The sequence below is a fragment of the Paenibacillus chungangensis genome (assembly GCF_042675905.1).
In the GTDB taxonomy this organism is placed as follows: domain Bacteria; phylum Bacillota; class Bacilli; order Paenibacillales; family Paenibacillaceae; genus Pristimantibacillus; species Pristimantibacillus chungangensis.
This window is the reverse complement of the sequence record NZ_JBHTJZ010000012.1, coordinates 164,654-180,085: the sequence shown is the minus strand read 5'-3', so window position 1 is coordinate 180,085 and position 15,432 is coordinate 164,654. Positions and strand designations below refer to the sequence as shown.

Here is a 15,432-nt window from a genome sequence, read left to right as displayed (position 1 = left end):
CTGGATTCACTGCTATAAACGTTTCTTTTTTTGCCTTTTTATGCATAATAACTGGATTTCATGTCACTAATTCGACCTTCATGTGCCATATCGCACCGTTTCTCTCCATGCAACTGTATATTTTCCAGTTATTGTCCTGCATAATGAGTATTTCAACAAAATAAACTGTACAAAATCCATTCCATATGATCAGGAGCATGTCACAGCTCAACGAGTGTCCACTCGCTTGTCCGGTTCGAGCTCCAGCCCGGCATTGGCTGCAATCTGTCCGATGATTTCATCCGTCGTCAGATGATCCGTTACACTATGCTTGCCAAACTCGTGCGTATCAACATTCAGCGAGTCACGAGTCACTGCCAATGTGTTCCGAGCTAGATGCGTCATTACATCGTTTTATATGATATGTCGTGTCGTGCAACTCTCTAAACTAGCATCTGCGCCTTAATAACGCATTAGCGCCGGGTGATAGCAATCACCCGGCGCCGTCGCATTGCTTGCATGCTGCTCACACTAATCAGGAATTCGTTCCATTACTTGAGAAAACCGCCTGACAGCGTCCTTCACACTTACTCCCTTATTGCAGCCGAGGTCACATCGCTTACTGCTCCCCATTCGCCCACTTTCCAATCTCTAGCTGAGGTCACATCGCTTATTGCTCCCCATTCGTCCACTTGCCAATCTCTAGCTGAGGTCACATCGCTTACTGCTGCTCCCTAGCCCCTTATCCTCATCTGAATTAAGCCCGCCCTCTTCAGAGCAAGGGAAACAGATCAGCCGTTGATCCTCAAGCACAATCCCGTCCAGGAAGCCGTCCCTGCAAACAATTGATGTCCGACACTTACAACATTGGCCCACCTGCTCCAGCATATTGTCTCCCCCCTCATATTCCGGAAGAAATGCTCAGGAGTACTCGCACTCCCGCAAGAAACAGTCGATATCCATCAGCATCACAAGCCGCTCTCCATGACGATACAGACGCTTCACAACCTCATGCCTTCCTCGCCTGTCCGCTGTATGCGGCAAGTCTTCCACATCGGACTCCGATAACATCAGCACTTCTGTCACTTCATCAATACGAATGCCCACATCCCGGCGATTCGTCTCGACGACAATAATTCGAGCTTTATCCTGTGTACAAGCTTGCTCCGGTAAGCCGAAGAAGCTGCGAAGATTGAAGACAGGCAATACAGCCTCCCGTAAATGAATGAGACCCAGCATATGCGGCGGAGCATGAACAGCCTGCGTCACCGGAGGTACAGGAATGATCTCCTTCACTCGCTGGATTGGAAGCGCATATTGCCCGCCAGCAAGCTGGAACGCAACCATCTGCATAACCGTCTTGCCTTCACCCTGCCCGTCGTTCGTTTCTATATGATGAGATTCATAGAATGATCCCTCTTCCTTCACAATCGCACCTACATCCAATATCAAGGCGACACTCCCATCCCCCAGTATGGTAGCGCCAGATAGATAAGGAACCTCTCCAATATAGTCTCCCAGCGACTTGATGACAATCTCCTGATTGCCGATCATCTTGTCGACGACAAGGCATACCCGCTTGTCCGCGATGCCCAATACCACGACGAATAACCGATCTTGGCTGCGCTGATCTTCATGCTCTGACAGCTGTAGCCTACGATGCATGCGAATGAGCGGAAAGGTCCTGCCTCTAATATGACACACTTCCCGTCCCTGCACCATACCGATCTCATGGACATACAGCCGTACGATCTCGACGACATTGACAAGCGGAATGGCGAAAGTACTGCCGCCAAGCTTCACCAGCAAGGATCGGATGATGGCCAGCGTCAGCGGAAGCTTGATCGTAATCGCCGTTCCCTCTCCGGGCGATGTCTCGATATCGATAACGCCATTCAGCCTCTCCAGATGAGAGCGCACAATATCCATGCCGACGCCCCGGCCGGACAGATCAGTCACTCGCTCAGCGGTAGAAAGTCCGGAATGGAAGATAAGCTGCACAAGCTCCTTGTCGGTCATGCGACTTGCTTCCTCCGCCGTTATGAAGCCTTTGCGTATTGAGGCCTGCTTCACCTTCTCCGGATTAATGCCTCGTCCATCGTCGACGATTGTAAGCACAATCCCGTTCTCTTGATGCGACGCTTTCAGCACAAGCCTGCCACGCCTTGTCTTGCCCACACGTTCCCGCTCCTCGGGGCTTTCAATGCCATGGTCTACCGAATTGCGCAAAATATGAATAATAGGATCGACGATTTCTTCAATCAGGCTGCGGTCAAGCTCCGTTTCCTTCCCCTCCATGACCAGCTCTACCTCTTTGCCTACCGATTGCGCCGCATCGCGCACCACTCTGGGGAACCGGCTGAACAAATGCTCGATCGGGAGCATTCGGGTCTTCATGACGCCATCCTGCAAATTGGAGATAACCCGGCCGAACCGGCTAACGATATCGTTCAGCTCTCCAGCCTCTTCGTCATCTTTGAATTGACGCTGGAAGCGGCTCTGGAATTGCTGCAACCTCGTATTATCAATGATGAGCTCGCCCACAAAATTAAGCAGTTGCTCTAACCGATCGACATCGACCCGCACCGTCTGCCCCGACTTCCTCTTCCCGTCCGCCTCGCTATCCGGCCTGACAGCGCTCGACACGGCTGCAGCAGCTTCGGCGCCAGCTGCTGCTGGCAATCTGCCGAGGGACACCGTCTCGCTGTATGGATCCAGAGTATGCTCATTCATTCGCGTAAGATGATAGCTGTTGATTTGGGAGATTTCCGAGAGTGCAGATAGGATGGTCGACCTGTTCTCCTTCGTGGCAATCATAAAGACGAGATTTCCGTCGAAGGCTTCTTCATCTTCGATCTGCTCCGCCGCCGGATATGCGACGATCAGCTCACCCAACACCTTAAGTCTGTTATGCACGAGAAGAGCACGCACGGATTTCATCTCCGCCGCACTGGAGATCGAGATCGACACGGCCATCACTTGATAGCCGTTCCTGCAAGCCTGCAGAATCAAGTTCCGTTCATACTCATCCAGCCGAATGCCTTCGTAGCGCCCTTCTCCAGGCTGTTCGTCCCGATCGTCCGGCTCCGCTCCTCCCCCGTTATCCTGACTTGTCCGGTAGATGTGCTCCAACTGCTCCTTGAGCGGACGAATGTCCATCTCGTGGATGTCTCCGCTCAAGATCGCAGCCTTCAGCACTTTAATATAATCGATAGCCTGGAATAGGATATCCATCATCGGACGATCAATGACTAATTGGCGATTGCGAATAAGTTCGAATATATTTTCTATGCTGTGGGTCAGCTCTTTCAGCGGGTGAAACCCCATTGCAGCGGAGGAGCCCTTCAATGTATGCGCTGCCCGAAACACAACGGATATTGTATCCATGTCACGGCAGTCCTGCTCCAGCTTGAGCAAGCCGCTGTCCAAATGCTGGAGCTGCTCGTCCAGCTCGTCTAGAAAGATACCTAAATATTCCGAAGTCTGGAAGTCCATGTTCCCCCTCCTTCCTATCTTATGCTGTTGTCTCTATCCAAAACAGGTCCCAGCTTCAGCAGGCTGATCAGCCTGCCTCCCTCTCTGGCGATACCGTCCAGCAAGCGCCCCCCTGCACTTCCGTTCCGTTCAGGAGGTGGTTCTATATGCTGGATGGAGATGACCTGATACACTCTATCCACCATTAAGCCTATCGCTTCTCCGCCGCCGTTCACGATGACAATCCGACTCGCCGGCGTTGACGCAGCTTCCGATAGTCCCAAGCGCATACGCAGGCTAACGACAGGCACAATCGTTCCTCTCAGGTTAATAACGCCGAGCAGATAGGACTTGCTATTGGGTACTTCCGTCAAATGCTGCACTTTAATAATTTCATGAATATCCTGTATGCCGATCGCATACCGCTCGTTTTGTATACCGACTTCCACATATTTGTCATTATTGCCGTCCGACATGCCGTCCCCCCATATTCGTGCTAACCGTCTCTTGAACAGCTAGCGTATTTTGAATGTGGCTACCGCATCGTTCAGCTCTTCTGCCAGTTGGGCCAGCGATTGCGAAGCGGAGGCGGTCTCTTCCGCCGCCGCGGCAGTCTGCTCGCTTGTCGCAGCGATCGATTCCACAGCAGTCAGTACGTCATCGGTCTGTGCGGATTGCTCCTCGCTGGCTGCGGCGATCTCATTCACCTGCGCTGCGGAATCCGTCGATTTATGCATAATCTGTTCCAACGCCGCCTCAATCTGCTTCGCCAATCCGGTCGCATGCGCCACCGCTTCTGTACTGCTGGAGGTATTCGCCTGCATGCCCTTAATAATGCCCGCAATCTCCTTCGTCGCTTCCCCGCTGCGCTCCGCCAGCTTGCGCACTTCATCGGCCACGACCGAGAAGCCCTTGCCCTGCTCTCCCGCTCTGGCTGCTTCTATAGCCGCATTCAAGGCGAGCAGATTCGTCTGATCGGCGATATCGTCGATGACCGATATGATCTGTCCGATCTTGCCGGAATCGTCCTGCAGCAGCTCCATCTGCTTCTCCAGCTTCATCATCGCCTGCATCGCTGCTTCGATCGTACGGCCGCCGACTAGCACGACATCCTTCGCTTCCGTGGACGCCTCAGCCGCCGCTTCAGCGCTGTGGGCAATCGTTCGGACAGCCGCCGACAGCTCATTGAACAGTTCGTTCACCGTCTGAGCGGAGCCTGATTGGTTGCCTGCTCCGCTCGCAATCTCCTCTGTGCTGGCAGAAATCTGCTGGGCAGCTGCCGCTACATTCTGCGATGAAGACAGAATGCGTCCGATCATCGCTCTCAGCGTCGTCAGCATACCGTTCATAGAGTCCGCCAACTGTGCCAGCTCATCGCGGTTCTTCACCTGGACAGGCTGTACAGTCAGGTCGCCCTTCGCCACCTGGCTCAGACTTTCCGTCACCAGTGTCAGCGGCTTCGTAATGGAGCGAGTGAGGAAGAACGCGATGAACAGGCCGCCCCCGATGCTGACGATGCTTAGAATGATAGCCAGCCATACACCGAACAGATAGGCATTGTGGGAATCCTCGCTTGCCTGTACGGCGCCATCATGATTCAAGTCGTTCAGGAACGTCAAGCCTTCGAACATACCTCCCAGCTTTGTCAAGCTCTCTTCATGGAGGGCATAAGCCTTCGCCTTATCATCCGTGCGGCTAACACTGATCGCCTCCTCATTAAGCGGCAGGAATTCCGACCATGACTGGACCATTTTATTGAAATATACGCGATCCTCATCAAAAAAGATGCTCTTTTCATAATTATCAGCTGCTTCTTGCAACTGAGCGAGTATCTCCTCGCGGTCTTTCTCCGCTTCAGCCTTCTCCTGCGCATCAGAAGATACGATATGTGTCATCGTCAAGGTGAGTATATATTCCTTCAGATAGTTAATTTTGTTAATCATCTCTACGCCGGGCATCCAGTTTTCCGTAATCAACTGTGTCTTCTTGTCCATATTGGACATTTGATAGACGGCCGTTGCCCCCAGCAGCAGCATGAGCAGCAATAAGCCGATAAAACCAGCGTACATTTTTTTGCCAACAGTCATTTTCATGTAGACCCTCCTATTAGTTATTAATGTAGTTCTATTGTGACAAGAGCAGTGTGAAAGGAATATCACCGCCACTTCCCATCCCTTTTCACACAAATGAAAACCAATACGGGAAGCTGTTCCTATAGACGGGAGAGAACAGAAAAAAAGCTTATTCCGTTTTCGTGCGGAATAAGCTTTTCCGGATTACGCGCGAAGCCGTAGCCGACGTACATCCTTTGCATAGATTTTGGCCATCGCTTGCGTACGATCGGTCACTTCCAGTTTCTCAAAAATTTTGGTCATGTGATTCTTCACCGTATGAGCGCTTATGAACAGAGTCTGGGCGATCTCCTGATTGTTCAGCCCTTGCAGGACGTGCTCCAGCACTTCCTTCTCTCTGGACGTAAGCGGATTATCCAGCTTCAATCCCAAGAGCAGTGCGGAAGCAGAATCCGTACAGGGGAAGCCGGACGACTGATGGGGATCGGATTGCCCTTCGCGATGAAGTCTGTCTTCCAAGTACAAGCCGCCCATCAATGCCAGCATGGTCAGAGAGGCTCGCTGTCCATCATTAATGCCATGTCCGTTCAGGCACACCTCGAGGATACCGACCATTCTGTCATTGCCATTCAACAGTGGGAATTCCAGCTTGCATGCCGTACTGTCGCCTTCTGGTCCCCTCGTTACAACACAGGAGGGCCTCTCCTCTTGCCCCCTCTGCATGAGGACCGATACAGATGCACCCTGCACAATTGTCAGTACAGCTTCCGCGAGCGTATGCATCATATGCTCGATATCCCGTCGTGCGCGTAGGGCGCCGGACACCTCCATTAAGAGGGGCAGATGTGCGCTCTCTCTATGCAGCAGCTTCTCCATATGCTTGCTGCCCAGCATCCTGGCGAATGCGCCTGCAAGTACGCTGCCAAGCGCAACCCCGTGCGATGACATCATCCCATCTGAGACAACCCCGCCGAACAATAAGCCACAGACGCGTTGATGATGCTTGACGGGATACACAATCAGACCTTTGAGCCAGATGCCGCGCTCTGCGAAGAAATCCGTTCGTCGGTCCCAGGCAATACGTTCCCACAGCCTCGCTTCACCCGCAACAGCCGCTTGGCCCAGAAAGCCCTCTCCCGGTGAAAAAAGGCAGCCGTCAAGCGAATGATAGGGCGAGCCGCCGGAAGTATGTATAATGCGAAATCTTCCGTCGCGATCATCCAGACTTGCATAACCCGAAAATTCCAGCTCCAGCATTTCTCGCATAAGCTCTGTCGCTTTTTCGGTGGAATATGCTTCAGCATACTCATAATGTATATATCGGTGCAGCTCGTCCAGTCTCCGTTCCGTTGCATTCAGCATTCCAGCTTGTTGCATCATCGTTGAGCAAATCCCCGCCATTTGGGACAGCTTTTCGAGAATTTCCTGCTTCTGCTCTTCGGGCGTATCCGCTATGTCCATTAGAGCTAACCGGATATACGCGCTGTCGCGAACCGTTCCACAGGCATGATAGATCAGTTCCCGCTTCTGCCGCTCAATGATCGGGCCGGTCCAAATATACGATACGTTGCCCCTGCCTGCTTGGACAGGAGCTATAATCACTTTAAATCCATATTCAGTCTGATACACGATCGGATATTGAATATGACTGATGTCCTTCAGAATTTGCGCCCGATGCGAAGACGCGAGAAATCGCTCAGCCAGCACCTTAACGGACGAACCTCCGCAGCTCCCCGATGCTGTCAGTTGCTTTCCCTCATTATCCGTCATCGTAATCGGAAGCCTGCAAGCACTGCCGTACACGTCCTGCAAATGCCCCAATTGCTCCAGTAGTTGTCGATTCATCGGAACGCTCCCACCTTATGTATGAAAATCTGTGCTGCTTGCTCATTAGGCAGATGCTCAATCCATTCTCTTATTCTACTATATCGGCTTTTTATCCCGACTTTTTTAGTGGGTTTTTTAATGTATTCTAAAATGGCAAAAAAAACTTGTCAAAAGTCAGGGGGACATGATATGATACTTCTTGTGTCCGAGATACATGGGTTAATTTCATGGAGCTGTGGTGTAGAGGCCTAACATGCCTGCCTGTCACGCAGGAGACCGCGGGTTCGAATCCCGTCAGCTCCGCCATTAACCTAATCGGGAACAACATAGCATTTCGATCTTAACGAGCAGAGCGGCGCAGCTGCTCTTTTTTTGCATATTTAAGGATGTGGGAATACATGAAACGACGCGGAAGGTTCGCTCCGACGCCATCAGGACTGCTCCATATTGGAAATGCGTTCGCCGCACTCGCTTCATGGCTTCAAATGAGGCATTACGGGGGCGAATTCGTGCTGCGGATCGAGGATATCGATAAGCCGCGTTCCCGGCCCGCATTCGCCGAGCAGTGCCTGAAGGATCTACGCTGGCTGGGACTGGATTGGGATGAAGGGCCGGATACGGGCGGCAGTCATGCGCCTTATGCGCAGAGCAAGCGCGAAGCTTATTATGAAGAAGCTATAGACAAGCTGATTGAATTGAATCTGCTTTATCCATGCTACTGCAGCCGCAGCGAGCTGGCTTCCATCGCCAGCGCTCCGCATGGCTTAAGCTCGGAAGGCGCTCCATATCCTGGCCTATGCCGCAGCCTCTCAAGTGAGGAACGGGAGCGGAAGGCTATGAAGAAGGCCCCCGCTCTCCGCTTCAAGATGCCCCGGGGCGAAGCATGCTTCATGGATGGAATAACAGGCAAGCAATGCTTTAGCGGAGAAGGGCTTGGCGACTTTGTCGTGAAGCGAGCCGACGGCATGTTCAGCTATCAGCTTGCCGTCACAGTGGATGACGCCATGATGGGTATAACGGACGTGCTGCGCGGCTCAGACTTGCTGGATTCTACGCCTCGACAGCTGGCGCTGTATGAAGCGTTGGCGCTTAACGCTCCCGACTTCGCGCACATTCCACTAATCGGGGACGAGGATAATCCCCGACTGTCCAAGCGCGACAAGTCGATCACGCTAACTTCACTGCACAATGCTGGCATTGCGCCTGAGCGGATTGTCGGACTACTCGCCTATCTCGCGGGATGGATCGATCGTCCCGAGCCGGTGAAGGCTGACGAGTTGGTCGCAAGCTATCATACGGATTGCTTGTCGAGCGGCAATCTGGTGTTCACTTCGGAGCTGCGGGCATGGCTATTTGATGGAGCTAGCCAATAGCACATCGCTGTGCGGCCCTTCGTGCTATTGCTTTTGTACGATTTTTCGTACAAATCGCCGACTTACGGAGCGCTTGCCACACTCATTTTGTACGATTTTTCGTACAAATTGCCGACCTGCGGCGCCTCCAGCTCTCATTTTGTACGATTTTTCGTACAAATCGCCGACTTACGGCGCCTCCAGCTCTCATTTTGTACGATTTTTCGTACAAATCGCCGACTTACGGCGCCTCTTACCCTCATTTTGTACGATTTTTCGTACAAATCGCCGACTTACGGCGCCTCCTACCCTCATTTTGTACGATTTTTCGTACAAATCGCAAATCGCCGGTTCAAGGCGCCTACGCCACTGCTTTCGAACGTTTTCTCACTTTTTTTCTCCAATGACCTTCACATGGAAGGTTCTCGTACGCGGTCCGTCGAACTCGCAGAAATAGATCCCTTGCCACGTTCCCAGCACAAGCCTGCCATTATAAATGAGCACCGTCTGGCTCGTTCCCGTCGTAATTGCCTTCAGATGTGCCGCCGTATTCCCCTCCATATGCCTGTCCTTCTCATGCGTCCATGGATATACTTCGTCTAACCTTCTCAGCACGTCCCGGCACACATCCGGATCGGCATTTTCATTGATGGCAATGCCCGCTGTCGTATGCGGACAATACACAATAACATGCCCTTCTCGAATACCGCTCTCGCTTACAGCCTCTCTTACTTTGTCGGTCACTTCCATCATGGCATCGTGTGCTGTCGTCGTCACTGTATAGCTTCTCATGCTATTCCCCTCTTTCATTGTCCTGCTCGTTCGAGCTTTATTCGTTCCTGTGAATTCATCGCTCCTATTTTAGCGCAATGCATTCAATTCCACCACACCACCTCCCATGAGACTCACTTCACTTATGAATAAGAAGTAGCCCCATAACGGTTACCCTATTGACATCAAGGCTGTTCCGGATTTATTATGTGAATAAATATTATTTTTGTTCATAGGTTCACTGTAATGCACTCAATCGCACTCCCAATTGCACTCCCAACGTATAACCAACACGAATCAAAGGACGTGTATGCCGCATGCCCAAAAAGTTTACTGACGATGAACGCAACTGGATTCGCCAAAAGCTGCTGAAGGAGGGCCGCCGCCTGTTCGCAGCTTACGGACTCAAGAAAACGAGCATTGGCGACCTTACAACCGCCGTCGGAGTCGCGCAAGGCTCATTCTACCACTTCTTCGCATCGAAAGAAGAGCTGTATTACACGCTCATGCTGGAAGACGAGAAGCGCATACGGGATACGATACTGAGCCTCTTCCCGCCAAATCGGCCCGTGACAAAAGAAGTCGTCGCGCAGTTTCTGAGACAATCGGTAGCCATGATCGAGGAAAGCCCGCTACTGCGAAGCATGATGGCCAAGCGAGAATTGGAACCGCTGCTTCGCAAGCTGCCGACAGAATTGCTGCAGCGCAATTTCGAAGAGGATCGGGATGCGCTTCTCCCGCTCATATCCGGCTGGCAAGCTTCCGGTTTCATGGCGGGAGAACGAACCGAGACCATCGTCAGCATGATCCGCGCACTTGTCCTGCTAACCATGCATCGTGAAGAGATCGGCGAAGTCCGCTTCCCCGCCACGATGGAGCTATTGATCGACGTATTGGCGGAGGGGATGATCGCCAAGAGCCGCCGGGAAGGAGAGTGACACGCATGATTGAAGTGAACGGGCTTTCTTTCACCTATCCCCGTTGCCGGGAGCGCACACTCCAACAGTTGGATTTTCGCATCGCGGAAGGCGAGATTTTCGGCATCCTCGGCCCGTCAGGCGCAGGCAAGAGCACGCTTCAAAAAATACTAACCGGTATTCTAAAAAACTACGAAGGCAGCGCGAAGATGATGGGCATCGAAATTCGAACAAGCGATTCCTCCTTAAATGAACAAATCGGAGTCGCCTTCGAATTCCCTAACTTCTATACCAAATTCACCGCGCTGGAGAACTTGCAGCTATTCGGCTCCTTATATAAGAAGCAAGCCGTGAATCCTATGGATCTGCTGCGGGAAGTAGGACTCCAAGACGCTGCCGGTATGAGAGTATCTCAGTTGTCCAAGGGCATGAAGATGCGGCTGAACTTCTGCCGGGCATTGCTGCATGAACCGGCAATCCTGTTCCTGGACGAACCGACATCCGGACTGGACCCCGGTCATGCCGAAGGCATGAAAGCATTAATCCGAAATCAGAAAGCGATGGGCAAGACAGTCATCATTACCACCCACCACATGAAAGTTGCGGAGGAACTGTGCGACCGGATCGCTTTCCTTGTCGACGGAAGCATCAAACTGATCGACTCCCCCCGTGAGTTGATGGTGCGCAGGGGAACGAAGCGCTTAGCTGTCGAATACCGCAGGAATGATGGCGTACTGGCGCGAACGGAATTTTCTCTGGAGGGCATCGGCGACAATCCGGACTTCCTTCACACTATCAGGCAGTTCCCATTGGAAACGATTCATTCGCAGGAAGCGTCGCTGGAGCAAATATTCATCGAGGTGACAGGGAGGAAGCTGCAATGAGAGCCTTCTCCGCATTAACATTCGATATCCGCTTCCAATGGCGTCATGGCTTCTATGCGGTATATATGGTCGTCTGCGCAGCTTATTGGCTGCTCGTCCAATTCATCCCGGAGCCGCTACGCGAGCAAGCGGCAGTCCTGCTCACCTTCAGCGATCCCAGTGCGCTGGGGCTGCTTATGGCCGGCGGCATCCTGTTGCTGGAACGGGATCAGGGCATTCATGGCCCGTTATTCGCCTCGCCTCTTCGCATAGGGGAATATTTGCTGGCGAAAGCGGCTTCGCTCGCCCTGCTATCGCTCGCGGCTGCTTGGGCCATTCACTTGCCGGCTGCCGGAATGCCGGATGCCCCGTTATCCTTCTCGCTTGGCGTCATCCTCACCTCCACCTTCATGACGCTGCTGTCTATCGGTGTCGGCGCACGTCATCGAACGGTCAACGCCTTTCTTCTTATGTCTCAGCTGTACGCTCTGCCGTTCGTCCTGCCGCTGCTTCGCTTCTTCGGAATCTGGGACAGTCCGATCATGCTGCTGCTTCCTACGGAGGGCACGCTCACTCTGTTGCAGTCGGCCTATATTCTCCCTCCCCCTCTCAAGCTGCTTCATGCGTTCGCCGTCTTGCTGTTGTGGAATGCGGCCGTTTATGCTTGGGCTAGAACGTCTTATGAGCGGTATGTACTGGAACGAGAGAAAGCGAGGGAACGACAATGAACATCTACCGCGCATTGCTGCTCAAAGACCTGCGACATGCCGCGCGAGATCCGGTGCTGTTGGCCTTGGTGATCGGCCCTCTTGCTCTTCTACTGCTCGCACGCTTCGGATTTCCGGTCGCGGCGAATTGGCTGAGCACGTACATGTCTTTTTCGTTACATGAATATCGCCACTTCACCGCTGCGCTATTCGCTACCACTATTCCGATGCTGGCAGGCATGATGACGGGACTGATGATGCTGGATGAGCGGGATGAGCATCTCGTTGCTTACTATGCCGTCACCCCTTTAAGAAGAGGGGGTTATCTCCGATACCGGCTGCTGCTACCTTCTTTGCTGAGCTTCGTGCTTCTCGCTTTATTCCTCTGGCTGTCCGGTCTGGCCGCATGGCGGGCCGAAAGCGCTCTTGCCTTGCTGCTGCTCGCTCTGGAGGCGCCAGGCTTCGCCCTGTTCCTCGCCGCATGCTCCGCGAACAAAGTGGAAGGACTGGCTCTGTCCAAGCTCGGCGGCTTGTTCATTGCGGGTCCGCTGGTGGCGGAGTTCGCACCCGAAGGCTGGCAGCTGCTGGCAGCACCGCTGCCCACGTATTGGCCTGCACGGCTGCTGCTTACCGATGATGGAGCCGCGACTCTTCATGCCTATGGGCCATTCATAATTGGCCTGACGCTGCATATTGCCCTGCTGGTCTGGTTGAGAAGGAGCTTCCTGATACGAAGCGACTGAAGACGCAGGACATGACCGCCCGTCCGTTACATGACATGATGGGTAACAATGATAAAGATGGCATTTAGAGCCCGCTATAATACCCAGAGCTTGCTAAGCACGCAGACCTAGGGCTGGATGCTATGTCGCATCGCCTGGAATGCGGAAAGCGGCTAAGAAGAAAGGGCATCAGCTATCAGCTGATGCCCTTTCATTACTTATGCGTGACAGATGCGCGGCATCGGCATGGATTCCTTGCCAAGCTCCGCCCAGGCGTATTTCAGAAGCAGCTCGCTCTTGAGCGAGGCGTACTCCGGGTTGTCCCACAGATTGCGCACCTCTCCAGGGTCCTCCTGCAGGTCGAAGATCTCACCATAAGTCTGGTTATAATAAACCGTAATCTTGTAACGCTCGTCCACATACGTCTTCTGATGAATCGTCGTCGGCTCATGTCGGAATTCACAGATCGCATGATCTCGCGCTTGCGACTTGCGTCCAAGCCATACGTCCTTCTGGTCCACGCCCGTCATCGCATGCGGGACAGGAAGATCGCAGAAGGACAGGAAGGTCGGCGCCAGATCCACCAGCGACTGAATCGCCGGAGACACGACACCCGCCGGCACATGTCCCGGATAACGCACCAGGAACGGCAGCTTGATCAGATCTTCGTAATGGAAGCCGCCCTTCGCCTGCAAGCCGTGCTGGCCGTAGAAGTGGCCATGATCGGTCGTGAATACGACAATCGTGTTATCCGCCATGCCCAGCTCGTCCAGCTTGTCCAGTATCTGGCCGATATACTTGTCCATCATGCTGATCATACCGTAGTAGACCGCAGTCAACTTCTTCTTGTCTTCATCCCCCAGCTTCTGCTTATGCCCGTAACCATAGAACAGGTGCGAGCCATAGCCGTGAATGCCGTAGCCGCTCTCCTGCAGATCGGAGAAGTCCGGATTCTCTTCCTGCGTTTTGCCGAAGTGCGGCGGATTGTTGTCATGCTCGCCTGGCGTAATGGACGGAACCGTCACGCTGTCGGGATCGTACATCGTATCCCACGGCTCGGGAACCAAATATTCGGGATGCGGATCGAAGAAGCTGGACCACAGGAAGAAGTTCTCATCGTTCTCCTTGTACTGCTCCAGCATCGCGTTCGTTCGTTCCGCAATCCAAGTATTGTAATGGTATTCCTCCGGAATCGGCCACTTATACGTAATGGTAGGGTCCAGATTGCCCGTTGGCGCCACGAAATAATCACGCCAATTCGTACAGCCCTTCTCCTCCATCCAGATGGCGTAATGCTGGCCGACATGCGCTTCATTCGTATGGTTACGCGCCAGCTCAACATGGTCGAATCCATAGAACGGTCCATCGAAGTCCTTCCACATCTCCAAGTCCTGCATAATGGGGTAGGATTCCAGTGAAGGATACTCTTCCGTGGACTTCAGCGGCTGAAAGTGCGCCTTGCCGATCAGGGCGGATTTGTAGCCGGCCTGATGAAAGTCCTCGCCAACGGTATGACGGTCTTCCAGCAGCTTCGTGCCGAGCGTCCATGCGCCGTGCTGGCTCGGGTACATGCCTGTTATAATAGATGCGCGGCTTGGCGTACAAGTCGGGTTAGGGCAATAAGCCCGTGTGAATGCCGTTCCTTCACGTACGAGCCGGTCCAGATTCGGCGTGTGGACTTCGCTCCCCAACGCGCTGATTGTATCCCAATGCTGTTGATCGCTTGTAATTAGCAGAATGTTAGGCTTTTTCATCTCAATATCGCCTCCTATGCTACAATTATATAGGGAATTCCAATTGAATAACATATCCAAATATCAGATTTAGATACCATTTTGTCAGCAGGAGGGCTACGAATGAGTCTTAAGGATTACGGGCATGAGCGAGCGGAATTTCTATATCATACACCAAGCGAGTGGGAAAAAAGCGGCCAACTGTGGATGGTGCGGGGCGGCCGGAGCATCGCGAAGCCCAGCTATCAGGCCGGCCCGAAACGGATGGATTGCTACAGCCTTCATATTGTGCTGGAAGGAGAGCTACTGTTCGAATGCGACGATAAACGCATCACCGCCGGTGATGGCGATTTGGTCTGCTTGTTCCCTGATCACACTTATAGCTATCGGAGAAGCGGCGAATGCGACAGGCTGCGCCTGAGCTGGCTGGCCTTCGACGGACCGGGAGCAGCCGCGATGCTACAGGAATCCGGCATGACGCCAGATTCTCCCTGTCTCCGTGAACGATGGTCGCCTGCCCTGCAAGCGCTGCTGGACGCCTTGTTCGACCATATTCGCGATCGAAGCCATCCCGGCATGCCGCTGCAGCAAAGCATACGAATACAAGGCGAGCTTATGCATTTTTTTGCCGAGCTGCTGGAACAGCCGACGACACATCCAGAGCAGAGATCGACAGGGTGGCTGGCGCAAAGCCTGCAGCATATAGAACTTCATGCCACAGAAGGGTTGACTGTGGAACAGCTTGCCGCAATGGCCGGCATGAACCGGAACTACTTCTCATCCGCCTTCTCTCGACATATGGGACAATCGCCACTGAAGGTCATGACCGCCATCCGCATGCGGAAAGCGGCAGAGCTGCTGAAGGGTACCGACGCCTCCATTACGGAAATCGCTTATTCACTGGGCTACGGCAATCCCTTCGCCTTCACAAGGGCGTTCACCCGCCATTACGAGCAATCTCCGACAGCTTACCGGGGACAATATAGGCAATAGCACCGCCATCTGCCCTTGAACT

At 53.1% G+C, this 15,432-nt stretch carries 13 protein-coding genes and 1 tRNA gene; 7 read left to right on the top strand and 7 right to left on the bottom strand.

Going from position 1 to position 15,432, the window contains the following annotated elements; genetic code table 11:
• Positions 1–207 precede the first annotated feature (207 nt).
• The 5 genes from ACFQ2I_RS11855 to ACFQ2I_RS11835 form a co-directional block, all read right to left on the bottom strand.
• Positions 208–354, bottom strand: a complete 147-nt coding sequence (locus ACFQ2I_RS11855) for a hypothetical protein (RefSeq protein ID WP_377564427.1) — start codon at positions 352–354, stop codon at positions 208–210.
• A 546-nt stretch (positions 355–900) separates the two neighbouring features.
• Positions 901–3,474: a chemotaxis protein CheW gene (locus ACFQ2I_RS11850; protein WP_377564426.1), complete on the bottom strand. Its 2,574-nt coding sequence runs from the start codon at positions 3,472–3,474 to the stop codon at positions 901–903.
• Positions 3,475–3,488: 14 nt separating this feature from the next.
• Complete coding sequence (locus tag ACFQ2I_RS11845; RefSeq protein WP_377564424.1) at positions 3,489–3,929, bottom strand: chemotaxis protein CheW; 441 nt, start codon at positions 3,927–3,929, stop codon at positions 3,489–3,491.
• Positions 3,930–3,968: 39 nt separating this feature from the next.
• Positions 3,969–5,546: a HAMP domain-containing methyl-accepting chemotaxis protein gene (locus ACFQ2I_RS11840; RefSeq protein ID WP_377564422.1), complete on the bottom strand. Its 1,578-nt coding sequence runs from the start codon at positions 5,544–5,546 to the stop codon at positions 3,969–3,971.
• 183 nt (positions 5,547–5,729) lie between these two features.
• Entirely contained in the window at positions 5,730–7,370 is a 1,641-nt protein-coding gene (locus ACFQ2I_RS11835) for a response regulator transcription factor (protein WP_377564420.1), read from the bottom strand.
• A 211-nt stretch (positions 7,371–7,581) separates the two neighbouring features.
• On the opposite strand from ACFQ2I_RS11835, the gene ACFQ2I_RS11830 reads away from it, so the two are divergent.
• Positions 7,582–7,658, top strand: a tRNA-Asp gene (locus ACFQ2I_RS11830).
• A gap of 92 nt (positions 7,659–7,750) precedes the next feature.
• The gene (gene gluQRS, locus ACFQ2I_RS11825; protein ID WP_377564418.1) at positions 7,751–8,725 is read left to right on the top strand and encodes a tRNA glutamyl-Q(34) synthetase GluQRS; all 975 of its coding nucleotides are present in this window, start codon (positions 7,751–7,753) and stop codon (positions 8,723–8,725) included.
• A gap of 366 nt (positions 8,726–9,091) precedes the next feature.
• On the opposite strand, the gene ACFQ2I_RS11820 is transcribed toward gluQRS, so the two are convergent.
• Complete coding sequence (locus ACFQ2I_RS11820) at positions 9,092–9,496, bottom strand: secondary thiamine-phosphate synthase enzyme YjbQ (protein ID WP_377564417.1); 405 nt, start codon at positions 9,494–9,496, stop codon at positions 9,092–9,094.
• A 296-nt stretch (positions 9,497–9,792) separates the two neighbouring features.
• Between ACFQ2I_RS11820 and ACFQ2I_RS11815 the strand changes: the two genes are divergently transcribed.
• The 4 genes from ACFQ2I_RS11815 to ACFQ2I_RS11800 are packed head-to-tail and all read left to right on the top strand — an operon-like array spanning position 9,793 to position 12,705.
• Positions 9,793–10,413 (top strand): TetR/AcrR family transcriptional regulator, encoded by a 621-nt coding sequence (locus ACFQ2I_RS11815; RefSeq protein ID WP_377564416.1) that lies wholly within the window; start codon positions 9,793–9,795, stop codon positions 10,411–10,413.
• 5 nt (positions 10,414–10,418) lie between these two features.
• Positions 10,419–11,276, top strand: coding sequence for an ABC transporter ATP-binding protein (locus ACFQ2I_RS11810; protein ID WP_377564415.1), 858 nt, complete (start codon positions 10,419–10,421; stop codon positions 11,274–11,276).
• Positions 11,273–11,983 carry a fluoroquinolone export ABC transporter permease subunit gene (locus ACFQ2I_RS11805; RefSeq protein WP_377564414.1) on the top strand — a complete coding sequence of 237 codons (711 nt, stop codon included), beginning with the start codon at positions 11,273–11,275 and terminating at the stop codon, positions 11,981–11,983. The genes ACFQ2I_RS11810 and ACFQ2I_RS11805 overlap by 4 nt, the downstream gene beginning before the upstream one ends.
• On the top strand, positions 11,980–12,705 hold the full coding sequence (locus tag ACFQ2I_RS11800; protein ID WP_377564413.1) for a hypothetical protein: 726 nt from the start codon (positions 11,980–11,982) through the stop codon (positions 12,703–12,705). The genes ACFQ2I_RS11805 and ACFQ2I_RS11800 overlap by 4 nt, the downstream gene beginning before the upstream one ends.
• Positions 12,706–12,902: 197 nt before the next feature.
• Here ACFQ2I_RS11800 and ACFQ2I_RS11795 read toward each other — a convergent pair whose 3' ends face one another.
• Entirely contained in the window at positions 12,903–14,438 is a 1,536-nt protein-coding gene (locus tag ACFQ2I_RS11795) for a sulfatase family protein (protein ID WP_377564411.1), read from the bottom strand.
• Between the two features lie 102 nt (positions 14,439–14,540).
• Here ACFQ2I_RS11795 and ACFQ2I_RS11790 point away from each other — a divergent pair, with 102 nt between their 5' ends.
• On the top strand, positions 14,541–15,410 hold the full coding sequence (locus ACFQ2I_RS11790) for a helix-turn-helix transcriptional regulator (protein ID WP_377564410.1): 870 nt from the start codon (positions 14,541–14,543) through the stop codon (positions 15,408–15,410).
• The last annotated feature ends 22 nt before the right edge of the window (positions 15,411–15,432 follow it).